A 14178-nucleotide genomic window follows, 5' to 3' on the forward strand; every position below is an offset into this window, starting at 1 on the left:
TCCTTTAAGCTCCAAATCTTGTCCGCATGTCTCGCAAGATATGCTCTTTAATTACCGCAAGAAGCACGGCTTTGATGTTGTCGTCACGCTCTTTTACTAACGCAGAGTGCTCCTCGTCCTTGTCCTGTAATTCCCTCTCCGTTTCCTCCCCTGTAAGGATAAGTTCGGATACGTCAGGAATTGCCTGTAACGAGGGTAGGAACTTTTGAGCTACGCTATCAAACAGGATATTACTCTGAAAAGAAAACACCAGAGTCTCGAATTCACCTTTTGTGAAAGACTCCTGGTTATTTCCCGAGAGCTTGTCCAGGATAGTAGGGACTGCAAATTTCACATCCTGTACTGTCTTAGCCATATCAAATCACAACCTTTCTTATTTTAGTACCTGTGATGTTCCCTGTAGCATCATACTCGAAGGTCTTCTTGACTCCTTGACCGTCATAGATCAAAGTCTCGGTAGCCACTGTTCCATCATCATTGTATGTGAACGATGTCTTCTTCAAGAGCTGAGGGGTCACCCCCGTAGTATAGACTTCCTCGGATTCAATGTCCCCGTTAGAGAAGTAGTTGTACTTGATGTCGAGATCAAGACCTGTCCCCTCAAGGAATGTAATCCTTCTCCTTACGTCTGTATCATCGTAAGTGTCCCCGCCTTGCAAGACATAGTACATTGCACCGTTATTGATCTCACGTTCCACCTTGCCCGCCGAGTCGCGCTGATACTCAATACTCTTGAGCTGACCGTTACTCTCTGTGATTGCTTGACGTTCAACGTTACCGTTGACATCGTAGAAATACTCAATCGTGCGGTTGATACCACCAGTAACAGTCTCAGTGTGAACCTTTCCATCAGGGTAGTAAGTATAGTCGGTAATGGAGGTTGTGTTGATGATAGAACCCCTTCCGATCACTGTCACCCGCGCTTCCTTAGGTACGTCGAACGTGAAACGAATTACGGTCTCGCTATACTCGATGTAGTCGTCCAAGACATCCATACGAATACCGTCGAGGAAAACCTCTGCCGAGTTGGAGCCGATCACGTACTTGGGGATTGTGAAGTCCCTCTGAGAACTTAGGCGAGTATCAGGCGGTGAAGTAAAATGGAATACCGATTGGTGCTCCATAGTACCACGGCTCTCTGCCAACTCAAGTCGGCTTTGCATGTTGTCAAGCCTGTCCTTCAGGGCATCGTATACAACGCCGTTCTTGTCCTCACGAGAATCTTTAACCTCTCTAACTACCTTATCTAGGTCGGTCTGCATGGCAGTGATCGCCTTGCCCTGGTTAGTAATAGAAGTCTTGTGACCGTCTACGTCAGTCTCAAGATTTGCTACCTTCTCCTGAAGGTCGGCTACATCTACCTCAACAGAGCCTTTAGTTAGGAAGTATCTGAAGTCGGTTGCCGTGAGAGCTGTCGTTGGAGACAGACCCACGTCAATGCCGCCAATGATAATAGCATTGTCAGGCTCCTGGTTATCCGTGCCATACGAATAAGAGCCATCTTCGTGAAGGAAGATGTAGTAAGAGGTATTCGCCGTTATGTCAGGGATAGATAAGTTCTGAGTGAATTTATCGACGATGGACTTGTTAATACTCGCCCGCCCTGCTTGAATGGTCACCACAACACTATTGGTTGCATCCTCATAGACAGGATTTGTAACGCTTAGGTCAGTAATCGGTTGCTTAGCAACTTCATCAATGTACTGCTCAAGACTTTCGAAGCGATCACCTACGGACGCTTCAGCTCCTCTAGCGTTCTTGATTTCAGTCTCCGCAAGGCTTAACCGTTTCTCGTGATCGTTCTGATTTGTTTGCAGAGTAGCAACGTCTTTAACTAATACAAGTGCATCCCTCTCATAATTATCAAGACGGTTCTCATGCTTGGTAACCGTTTCTTCGAGATTTGTCAGCCTTTCTTCGTGATCTTCGACAGTAATCTTATTGTCGTTAGCCGTTGTCTCGATCTTATTAATACGGTCACCAAGGCTTAACTCTGAACCCCTAGCACCCTCCACTTCAGCGATAGAGAAGTCAATCTCCTCATGCGTATGTGTGCCGATGTCGGTCAGTTCCTTATGGCTCTTGAGTGAGTCTGAATGGGACTGGTTAATCCTTACTGACATTTGACCACCTCCGATCTTGCCCCTAATTTATCTATACGATGTAACTCGGGATATTTTAAGTCACAGGTAAGTGGAATACATCTTCAGAGAGAACTTGACTTGTGAAGCGTACCTATCCTGCGAGTCCTCCCGCGCCATCCTCAGCCAAAACTTATATGACTGCCCTGGCTCAATTTTGAACGCTGTTACCGAGTAACTGAATCCACCTGGGAAGCCGCCGACATCAGGAGCGATCTGAACCTTATCTGTCCCTGTTGTCAACGCAAAAGTGACATCCTTGAAGTCACCCGTCATCATAGGGTTCTTGGCGAACATCTGAACCTCTTGCGTAGCTGAGCCGCCCGCAGTCAAGTAGCCAAGAAAGCGATCAGTATTCGGAGTAAGGAGTACATCAAAGTACCCGCCACTCTCTGTTGATTCCTTGTAATAAAGGTCAGGAATTACCTCGAAGTACATTAAGTCTCCTTTGTAGACCTTAATGTCGTCCATTCCCTGGAACCTGTTACCGTCCAATAGCTCTACACCGAAGTTTCCTTCAAACGGGTAAGGGTACCTATCCAGTTCAAAGATCACGGAGGTCTCCTCACTTCTGCACACCTTGGTTTCAAGAACCACGCCGTTGCTGTCGATTAGATCAACTTTAGTTCCCTTCGTCAGGTTATCTACCGTCACGGACGTTCCCCTGTTCACCCTGATGTATTCAACGGTCAACGGATGATCTCCATCGCCCCGCAGGTACAGCCCAATCTTAGGTGCCCCACTAAGCTCTACGCTACCGAGGATGTTCCAAATGACACCATCATCTGACCAGTAGGCTGTGAAGTAGTTGTGGTCACGCACAAGGCGAATCCATGGGTAGGTCTTCAACAGCGGTGTTGGTAATGATGTATCCAGGAACTCCTCAATTTCCATATAGTTGTGCTCGTCCACAAAAACGACAATCCCACCGAAACAACCTTCTTTGTCAGGGTTGTAGTTGTTCTTCACGTCCATAACGAATTGCTTGGTATCCGTTAAAGGTTTGAGGAACATATAAAGAGTAGGGGCACCATGTTTAAGAACAAGGTTGCCCCCACTTACTTCATATCGGGTGGGGTCGTTAGGGAGCACTTCCCACTTGGGGTCAAGGTTAGAGTTCAGGAAGTCGTCTTCATAAATCCTCCCCGACTCCATAAGCCTTGCAACTCCCATACAGACACCCCTTTCTTTATGTGAATAGCCATATACGCTTACCGATCACGCACATCTTAGGTCGAGATTTCCAAATGTCCAGTAGACACTTGATAAGAGCTTCAACGCACTGGTCGCCCCCGCCGCCTTCGCAGTAAGGGGTAACATACACGTCATCACAAATCCAGTTAGTCAGCTCCATCCAGTCTAGTTGGGCATACTCGTAACTACGAACCCCGACCTCTTGGTATGAAGTGAACACCCACTTGAACTCATGCTTTCCCTTAGGTACTGGGTAAGAGAATGTATAGTAGCCACCCTCAGTGGTGAATGTCTTGATTAGCTCTCCATCAATGAAGAAGTCAAGCTGACTGTCGAACGGCTCAGGAACCCAAACCCATCTCTCATATACCTTGAAGTCGTGCATACGGAATGTAGTCATGTACCTTTTTCCTGTCCAAGAACTTACATAGCCTTTTTGATCTGTAGTGATCTCCACCCTGTATTTAGTATAGGGCGTTGGCTGTAATCCAGTAACGCTGAACTCGTGATAAGCTTCGCCGTAGTAGCGTTGATCGAGGACAACGGAACCGTCCTCTCGAATGACCCGCACCCTCATGTGGCTGTCATCACAACCTCCCATCCAAACAGGCTTGTTGTCCCAAACCTCGAAGTGAGTTACCTCTGCCCATGACTTATCTACAGGAACGCTATCCTCCATGGAGAAGGAGCCACCCCAAATCATTGCACCGTCACCAGGACAGCCTTGCTCGAACTTTATCTCAACGCGGTAATCTTTTATCTCATCAGAGGTGTTATCGACAGTAATCTCTACGAACTCATCATCCGTATTAACAACATACTTGGTGTCGATCAGGTTACTGCCCTCGTAAGTCTTGATAGCAATTCGAGAACCTGGGCAAGCATCAAGCATATTCTCGTAGAGCCGTATAACATCGAGCCACACATGACTCCCACCATCAGGTGCGGTTGTGTCAGGAGGAGGATCAGTCCACCACCCATCGTCAGGGTGAGGGGAGTCACCGCTTGGGTACACGTTCCCTTGAGCATCTACGCAGTAACCATTCCAGTACTCATTGAACTTACCTCCACTCAAAGTGAACCCGCCGCCATTAAGACCCGTTCCTGAACCATTACCTTTTCTCAAGGTATACTGGACTGTGTAGGATTTCCCTGGTTGAGTGTATCCTGAGAAATTAATGTTGTACGTAGCAACGTTTCCGTCATTTCCGTAATATTTTTGGGAGTACACCTTCTGACCTGTCTCCTTGTCGTACAAATCGACAAGAACGTAAGTCTGATCGTCAAGCCTTGGTTTATCAATCAACCTCCAATCGTTTAATCCAGTAGGGTCGGATGTCTTCAGGCTGATGTTATTGATCGTGGCGTGGAAGTAGAAATTGTTTGATTCGTCGTAGTCATAATCGGGATAGGTATCGGTAATACCAAACACGATGGTGTACCAACCTGGGGAAACTGCCTTTGTTACGCTAAATGGCTCTGCTTCAGCCCACATGTTATTGGTGATGTTCTCAAAGTTGGAAATCTTACCATCGTGGTACCCTTGATTATCCTTCTCATCTAAGAGGGTAATCTTCTTGGACGGGTTGCTGTCAGGTATGAGGTACACTCGGAACCGCGCCCGTTGATCTCCTGTCCAAATGTACGTATGGTATAGGAAGCTAAGGCTCAAGCTCCCGTCACAGTAGAACCGCTCAAACACCTTCTTGGTGTGTGGTGTGTCGAATTCTGTCAGAGGATTTCCTGGTCTCAGACCTTTGACCTTCAGTACGTAGTATTTCTGCGTGGAGTGTTGCCACACGATATTGTCGTTCGTATACCAGTCCTGATTAAGGGCACTCATGTTGATAGGGCGAAGACCTGGGGTAGTAACGTTTTGCGCGGGATACACCTTCAGCTTCTCGAAGTAATCAACTTCCCCAAACTCAGGAGCGTAGAAGCTTCGGGTAATTATCTTACCGTCCTGCTCCACCCCGTGGGCAATAGGAACCCCTCCATCGTAGTAAATCCCGCCTTGGTTACCCCAAGCCCATGAGGATGTGCGATCTGCTTCTCCTCGACTCGATGTCTGACCATAGTTGATTCCGTGTACTTCACTTCCGCTTGGGTAGCAGTGTTCTCCGAATGGGTTGTCCGAACCACTCCCACTCCCACTTCCACCGCCGCTACCGCCTGAACCCTCGTTGCCAGGGATGTATACACTGCCATCCCGATAAACCCAACGGAAGGTGTGGTTTCCAGGAGGTAGTGGGTACATGCAGTTTGTACCTGCGTCACCGTTTTCTTCGTTCCCTGTCCAAACGGTAACCCCGTCAATCTGAAGTTCTAGCATCTCTCCGCTGTCGAATTGACCGCCATACTGCCAACAGATGTAACCTGAATTACTGATGCTTGCAGAGAAATCACAGGTGTACTCTCCACCATGTCCTTCAGCCCACATCACCCCGTCACCGACTGGTGGTGGGTCTGACGGATCAACTTCTGCTGACGGGTCAATCCAAGGAGGGCTTAGGTCAACCCAGTCCCAACCACTACTGAAAGTCAAAGCAGGGTCATAGTTGTCTTCCTCATTGAACAGCTCCTCAAACACCATGATGTCGCGGGTATCTCCACTTACTGGGTCGTAGTTCCCGTCCATAGCAGGGTAGATACGCATATGCTCTTTGAATGTGACCTTGGCTCCTGGATTTAGGCGCATGTTGTAATTGATTGTATCCCCGTTATTCTCAGTCTTTGCCCCGCCATCAGTAGAATCCCAATCCCTTTGTATGTCCACGTAGCTTCCTAGTGGAGACTCCGTTCGGTAAGTTTGAGAAGCTGAGCCACCGTAAGAGAATACCTTCTCGAAGTTATACATAAAGGGCTGCTCCGTATAGGAATCACGTATAAGGAATTGAATGTTGTTATTACCTGCACTTAGCGGGATGCGGATACCACTCCCTGAACCCTGCTCTCTTGTGTAGTAAACGGACACCCCATTCACCATCACCTCGAAGGCTTCTGTCGGTCGTAGATCATGTGCGTAGTTGAAGATGAACCACCCATCGTCAGGTATATACACTGTTGTCTGCGCGACCATTACTCCTTCTTGGGGTTCATCAATGCGAAGGTAGTTTAAGTGGTCAACCCAGTTTGGTGATCCTGACATGCTCCATGAGTAGTAACTCAACCCCTGCCCCAAGTGGTATGGCTCCCAGTGGTCAATGATTCGCGGCGGGCATATAACCTCTAAGTTTCCGAAGATGTCAACTGTGGTATCTTCCCCAACCACCACTTCATATGTGATTAGGGCGTTGTCAACTTCAGTCTCGCTGTACTCCCCGTTCTGAATCCACTCCACACCGTGCAATGAATCAGCGTAACTTCCATGAGGAGCGTCACCATGCTGTGTCCTGCTCGTGAACTGGTCATCGAAGAATAGGTTGTAATCAGTGTTCGGGTAAGGTTCCCCATCAATCCCCATCTTGTAAGCAAAGGAGATGGTTCCGTCACACTCGTTATCAAGCTCCATCGTCATTGTCTTACTTCTACGATCATCTGTAATGAACTGACCACTGAAGTGAGCCTGTGCGATACTCTGAGGAGACCTCACAACCCAGTTCCCATCCGTTCTGACTTCCTCCCCGTCGAGGTCGTAGTCAGGGGGTGCAGGGAACTTACGTGTATCAACAATCTCTACGACCTCAATATCCTTGATATAGATGCCGTTGTGTTGCCATACCTCAGGGCGCATCTTCCTTATCAGCCAGTCGAACTTATACATCTGCCCAGGCTGTAAGGTGAATGCCGCTTGTTGCCATCCCGTGTTCTCGCTCCATTCCCCGCCGACCTGCTGACCGTTGATATAGAACAGCATCCCGTTACCCCGCTTCGCGCTTGCAAGGTACTTGAACCTGACTTGACCATATCGCTTAACCCGCCAGTTGAATGTGATCTTTGACGAGTTACCAATCTCAAGGAGTCCAAGATCGAGCTTCAGAATCATGTCTGCGCCTGACTGCTCGTTTTTACCTACGGAATGGACTGTCACCCACTCTTGATCTTCAGTCGATGAAACGTAGCGGAAGAAGTCAGGGAACTTATCTGAGAACGGTACATCCTCTTTCATCGAGAACAAAGGGATCTCATACACCGTAGCGTCGAAGTGGTTAAAGTAGTTTCCACTGAAATGATGGTAGTACGGTGCAGGGCATGTCGGTAAGGACACCCCAAGGTGTGTTCCTCCTGGCTCCTGAGCATTCTCAAGAATCTTATAGATACAGTCCTTGATCATCTGTAATACCCTTTGGTACTGAGTCTTATCAGGTGGCTGTTGTTGCATCACCCACCACTCAATCCTGCGATACATGTTCCACAAAGCTTCGCGGCACCTGACGCTTGCATACCATGATTTATCCCTAAGATACTGCTCAATGATTTGGTCGATTGTGTTTTCCAAAGCATCAAGCTGAACCGTCTGCCACCGACCGATCTGACCGTACCCAGGGTCGCCCAGGATAGGGTTGTTCTCGTCACCATGTCGGTCAGTCTCACTCCTAGGAGCATTGGGACTTTGCGGCAGGTGCTCGGGGTGGTTAGGATTTCCTGTGTCGTAATCCTCTGCGATCTTTGCCCTCATGTTAGCGAACAGAACGCCTTGTTGAGACTTGGTAAATAGCCCAAACGTATGACCCATAAAATCACCTCTTACCCTCTCTATACGAAAAACGGAGCACCGAGTTAATCGGTGCCCGTCAAATCGTATTGAAGTTTGTAGTCAGTGTAGATTTGGATTCGCCCATCCATAACCGATACTGACAATGTGTACCACTTATCCTTTTCCCACTTGAATGGTTGCATTGGGGAGCCTATGGCGGTAGGCGTTCCACCGACGACCTTGAACAACTGCATTGGTCTTCTCATCCCCAGGCTGTTGTCTGCATCTCCTCCGTGTACCATGAACATCCAGTAGTTGTTCTCATCGTAGTACTTGAAGATGATCCCTGCTCCATCAGCATCGCCCTCTGTATCAACCTTGAAGTCGATTGAGAACTTGTACTTGTCGGCAAGGAAGTTATTGCGGTACCAACCACCCACTGTAGGGATGTCACTCTTAGAGTAGAACTTACCGATCAGCTTATCACGCTCCCATTCTCCATCACCAAACTCAATCCAATCATCAGTCTGAGACAGCTCCAAAGCGTCCATGTCCTTGGAGTAAGGGTAGTAAACGTTGAAGGGGTCTTCAGGGTCGTAATCCTCAGGGACTCCGAAGCCGCCCTCCCAATCCTCAGGGTTCATACCTTGGTCGAGAAGGTCGTTGGTGTAGTCGTAGATCAGACCTTGTGCCATTGTGTCCATGATCGGCAGGTATGCTTCGGATGGTTGATCGCGGAAAGCAAGGTGCTCGTCTGTTTGCAGGAAGCTGTCCCGAGGTTCCGTCTTCGCTACATGGTAGATTTCCATGAGGTGAGCTGTTCTCTCAGGAAGGAATGCGTGGAGCTGTTCCAGGTACTCAGCCCTCGCTTCAGGACGTTCTGCAAAGATGAAGCCTGTGATTACCTGAGAGCAACGCTCCTCGAAGGTAGCCATTAATGATTCAAGGTCTTCGATCTCCGATAGCCGTGCATTGGCGGTACCGACTGGGAGCTGACGCTCAACAAAGGATTCACGTTCCTCCTTGTGAGCCAACGAGTAATCATCCTCCGTGTACCCTGCTCTTGACTGGTGTGTTGCCAGGGAATACTCATCACTGGTGTACCCTGCATCCATAAGCTTCCTTCCGATGGTCTCGCCATCTCCGACCACGAACCCTCCATCGACATCCTTACTTCCGTAAGACAGCTCATCGTCCGAATACCCTAGTCGCTGAAGCGAATGCCCGTAGAGGTCTTCCCCAATGTCACCGTGACGCTCTTTGACAACATTGCCTTCGATCTCATGCAGATGAGCACTACGATCACCCTTACCTGCAAAGAATGCTTCCTCGTCAAGGTTCGCGTTCCTTATTTTAACTACGTTGGATTCTCCCTCGTGCATGTAGCCCTCTCGGATGCCTTTATGAGCGAACACTCCTTCAATCATCTCAACCTGCTTATATTGGATACCGACAAGTTCAGTCTCAAGAACTGAATCCCTAAGTCCTTTGCCGCCGAACAGCAAGTCTTCGTCAATTGAAGCGTTTCTCATCTTCAGTACATCGTCAATGGTCTCGTGTAGATGAGCTTCCCTTCCACCCTTTCTAGCGAACAGGCTGTCTTCGAGGTATGAATCCCTCTCTCCCTTGCCCGCAAAGATCGTACCTTCTATCTCCGCGTCCTTGACATCCTTGAATGCGAAGACATTATTATGAAGAAACGCATCTTTTCCATCCTTATATGCAAAGAGGTTGTCGTGAACGAAGGAGTCCTTGGCGTTCTTAAAGCCTACAAGGTTTTCTTCCAGGTGACCGTACTGCGGTTTGTCTGCAAGCAGGTTCTCCTCAAGATTTCCGTACTGCGGCTTATCTGCTGTCAGCTCCTCCTCGATAGTACCGTACTTCAGTTTTGTACCGCCGACGATCTCGATTGGGACATCTCCATATTTCAGGCTAGTACCGCCCACAATTTCAATTGGGATGTCACCGTATTTCAAGCCGGTTCCACCTACAGATTCTACAGGTACGTCTCCATACTTCAGGCTAGTGCCGCCTAGAGGTAATAATGGATCAAGGTAACCGTATTGCGGTTTGTCTGCTACGAGCTGTTCTTCAAGCTCCCCTATCTTCTCCTTGCCACTCTCGGTGGTCTCGTGCAGGTAGGAATCCTTAGGGTTCTTGATCGCAAACAGGTTATCATGCAAGTACGAGTCATTCACGTTCTTGTACCCGACGAGGTCATCAAATGTAACCGAGTCCTTGGTGCCTTTAATGGCGAAGATGGTTTCATCCCCAAAGTTGAAGGAATCCCTCTCACCCTTCAAAGCGAAGATCGTTTCATCACCGAAGTCATATGCCGCTTTAGGGAGAACGTTCCCGAACACAGTGTCCTCGATCTCTGCCAGCTTACCTCCCTTGATACCGTCCAGGAACAGCTCGATCACTGAATCCTTAACATCTTTCACACCGAACAGCGTGCCCTCGTCAAGCTGACTGAACCGTAGCTTGACCACATTACTCTCCGTCTCGTGGACGTGGGCATCTTTTGACAACTTGATCGCTGTCAGCTCCTCGTGCAGGTGAGCGTCCTTAGTGTTTCTCTCAGCAGTCAGGTCAGTGTTGAGGAATGCAGGTTGTGATTCTGTGACTGCAAAGATCGAATCGTCGCTGACTGTTCCTATAAGCCCTTCCCTCACAGCTTCTACTGAGCTGTCGTCCAGGATGGATTGCTGAGCTTCACGAGTACCAATGGTGTACTCATCGTTGATGTGGAGCTGTCTCAGGTTCGAGGTACCCAAGGTATACTCGTCATTCGTGAATCCATCCCGCGCCCGCGCAGTTCCAATGGAATAATCGTCACTCACGAACGTTTGACGGAGCTGAAGGGTAGCCAGGGAGTACTCGATATCAATAGCTCCTTGACGCGGCTTCAACGATCCGATGGAGTACTCATCGTTAGTGAATCCCTCCCTCGACTTAGAAGTACCAATGGAGTATTCATAGCTAATGTCTCCTTCCCTAGACTTGGCTGTTCCCATAGAGTACTCGTCGTTGGTGTAGCCCTCACGGGATTTCGCTTGCCCTGTGGAGTACTCATCATTGAGATACATCTGCCGCAGGAAAGGACTTCCGAGAGTGTACTCCTCATCAACGTACCCGAAGCGATCACGGGGTGCCCCGCCCATTGCGAACTCGGTATGAAGCTGTCCACCAATCTCTTCCCGTGTGCCCAAGGAGTACTCATCTGATGTGTAGCCGCCGCGTTCGTACTTGCTTCCCAAGGAGTATTCATCCGAGGTATAGCCGCCACGTTCATGCTTGCTTCCCAGGGAGTATTCGTCTGAAGTGGTGCCGCCGCGCTCGTGCTTGTCGCCCATGTACTCAGGATCATCAGGGTAAAGACCACCGTCAGGGGTGAGTGTTCCTGTCCAATCAGGGAACTCAATGATGGCAGGTCTCGTTCTGAAGTCGTCCCCGTACAGGACTTCCTCAATCTCACCGTGCAGTGTTTCTTTGATCTTGGTGCCCTCGAACCCAACATCCACCATGTGAGACTCACGTTTGTCCTTATCAGCAATAGTCAGTTCCAAATCAACAATACCTTCTTTGGTAACACTGGACGCTAACGGGTAATCATTAGAAGTGAACCCTTCACTAGCTTCCTTAACACCCTCGAAGTTCAGTGTGATAATGCCTGACTTCGTACCGTCCTTGGAACCCGCAAGGATACCGCTGTCGATAAGGGCATCAATACGCTCCTTCACACCAACGATAAATTCCTCATCAAGGTAAGCAGGTGCGTCAGCATTGTGAACCGCGTCGATCATCAATTCTAAGATCACCGCAGGTCTGTTCTGAAGCAACTCACCTACGATCATGTCCTCGTCAAGATAACCTGGGTATTCCTTGTTTCCGAGCCAACCGCCGCCCGCCAACCTATCCAATAGCTCATCACGGTAGATCGTTGGTCTTCCCAGTTCCTTGATCGACTGCATGACTCTTTCCAACCGCATATTTTTCTGTCCCTTACTGAACTCAAGCGGCTTTTCAGTGAGGTGCATATTCTTCTGCGTATGGTTCTTGCCGAACGATTCCAAGAAGCTCAAATGGGTGTCTCGGGAGATTTCCTTGTCAGCCGAAACGTGTTCGGTCAGCCACATGTCACGCTCACTTTCCCTATCCGAAGCAACCAAGTCGTTTGTATGCAGACCAAAAGAATCGTTCCTCTCAGCACCCTCCTCGATCTTAGGTAGTAACATATTGCGTGGGGCTGTACTTGCTTCATGGAAACGCTCCTCGATGTAAGCTTCAACCTTATCGTCCCTCACACCCAGGTGGTACTTCTGTAGAACGTCCAAGGCTTCAGTGAATACCCTTTTACCCACAGGTCTTTCGTGCTCAATATAACCTAACGTCTTTCTTACCCTGCTTGATTCCTGAAGGTCTCTGAACACAAAACCGTACTCTGTGCTGTCTCGGTAAGCCTGTTGCATTTCCCGATCTACAGTTCCCTGAACCACGAAGATTCTCTTAGCAGTAGGTTTATCCTGCTCAATATACATGCTCTCTACGAACAACCTCTGTGCAGGGGTAAGGTCTTCGATCAGGTGCATCTTCTCGACAATATCACGGGAAGCCCAAGGGAACTCCTTGTCGATAACTGCCACGGTGTCAATGTCACGGTGTGCCAGGATGATACCCGATTCTGTTACCGTGGGATGCTTGTCGATGATACGAGTAGCCATGATAGGGTTCCATAGAATGTCACTTGGACGGAGAACTGGTTCATAGCGGAATCTTACGCGTGTACCTTCAGTCAGCTCATCATGTAGGTGTATTTGACCCTTACCGATCTCTCGCACACCCCGCACCTCTCGATGAAGAAGCGTAGGGTACTGTCTGTCCTTCAGTTTTGCCAGTACGTTCTCATGGATCATTAACCCTTCTTCAATGTCGCGGCGGGCTTGGCCAAGCTCAGCAATAAACGCCTTCTCGCTGAACTCCCTCGATGCTTCAATGATCTTGTCTGTAGTGGAGCCGCTGAAGGTCGTTTCTCTCAGTGCCTTGTCCATAGTTCTCATCAGTGCCAGTTTTGCTTCGTCCACCCGCGTACCTACAGGGCGAGAGTAGTCAATAAACAGGTACTTGACTTCCTGAAAACGTCTGATGAAAGCGGTAGACATGTCATTCGGCACAACCATCTCGTGATTGTCGATAACCCTTGCCCCTAGGATCGTGGCTTCTTGTACCATAGCTTCTCTTTCAATGTCACGAGTACCTAGAAGGTCTTGATACAGCACCTCGACTTCCTGACGGGATACCCGCTCTGCTTTAATCGTCTCGCTAAGCTCAGTATCCCTTAGATGGCTCATGACTGCTTTCAGTAGCGGCTCTGTCTCTGCGGATCGACCAATGATCTTCTCAACAGCATCATACAGCCCCGCCATATCCAGGTCAGGCTGATCGTCCCTTACGGAGTCCACTAGCTCACGGACAACCATCCCGTACTCGCTAACCTTATCTGCACTGTCGGCATAGTCAGCAATCATACCGAACTCGTTGACCCTAAAACTGATCTTACTCGGGTCGATCTTACCGAGGTTCTGTACAAACCTGCGTGTAAGCCCCAGGTTGCGAACGATCTTCAACTCCTTGTCGTTGTCCACCCGCCAACCCTCAGTCATACCATCATCCAGGGAAGCGTCCTTCAGGAAGTTAGGTCTGTGACCCATAGGATGCTCGTCGGACTCAAGTGCTTCGATCAAGGCTGTTCGCTCTGCTTCAAAAGAGAACTCCATCATGTGACCTCTGCCATCCTTTGTTGAGTCGCCTGAAACCTGTTCGTGCAGTAATCCAGTTTTTGATTGCTTCCCGTCACCGAAGACAATGAACCCTTCCTCCGCTTCCATGTCCTTACGGATAGCTTGGATGAGGTCGTGATTAATACCGTAAGAAACAGAACGGGCTACGTAGAAGTCGAGCATTAGGACACTTGGGTACCGACTATAAGGCATATAGATAAACCGATACTCCTCTGGTCTACTTCCTGTGGTGCCAACGGTGAAAAGGTAACCGTACTGCGTGGTTGTATAGTCTATTACAGTAAAATCGTACTGGCTTACAACTTGATTCACGTCACCGCCCCCTTTAAATTAAAAAGGGAACCTCCTGAGTGGAGTCTCAGAAAGTTCCCTCTTACTGAATCTATACGACTCAGCTATCGTGCAG

General features: G+C 48.9%; 5 protein-coding genes. All 5 read right to left on the reverse strand.

What is annotated here, in order from left to right; genetic code table 11:
- Positions 1 to 4: 4 nt before the first annotated feature.
- The 5 genes from BK126_RS12485 to BK126_RS12505 are packed head-to-tail and all read right to left on the reverse strand — an operon-like array spanning position 5 to position 14084.
- Positions 5 to 355 carry a hypothetical protein gene (locus BK126_RS12485; RefSeq protein WP_076312975.1) on the reverse strand — a complete coding sequence of 117 codons (351 nt, stop codon included), beginning with the start codon at positions 353 to 355 and terminating at the stop codon, positions 5 to 7.
- 1 nt (position 356) lies between these two features.
- Positions 357 to 2123, reverse strand: a complete 1767-nt coding sequence (locus tag BK126_RS12490; protein ID WP_076312976.1) for a hypothetical protein — start codon at positions 2121 to 2123, stop codon at positions 357 to 359.
- Between the two features lie 60 nt (positions 2124 to 2183).
- Positions 2184 to 3314, reverse strand: a complete 1131-nt coding sequence (locus tag BK126_RS12495; protein WP_076312977.1) for a hypothetical protein — start codon at positions 3312 to 3314, stop codon at positions 2184 to 2186.
- A 16-nt stretch (positions 3315 to 3330) separates the two neighbouring features.
- On the reverse strand, positions 3331 to 8010 hold the full coding sequence (locus BK126_RS12500; protein ID WP_076312978.1) for a hypothetical protein: 4680 nt from the start codon (positions 8008 to 8010) through the stop codon (positions 3331 to 3333).
- Between the two features lie 44 nt (positions 8011 to 8054).
- On the reverse strand, positions 8055 to 14084 hold the full coding sequence (locus BK126_RS12505) for a hypothetical protein (protein ID WP_076312979.1): 6030 nt from the start codon (positions 14082 to 14084) through the stop codon (positions 8055 to 8057).
- Positions 14085 to 14178: the final 94 nt, after the last annotated feature.

Source organism: Paenibacillus sp. FSL H7-0326, from assembly GCF_001955535.1.
GTDB lineage: Bacteria > Bacillota > Bacilli > Paenibacillales > Paenibacillaceae > Paenibacillus > Paenibacillus shunpengii.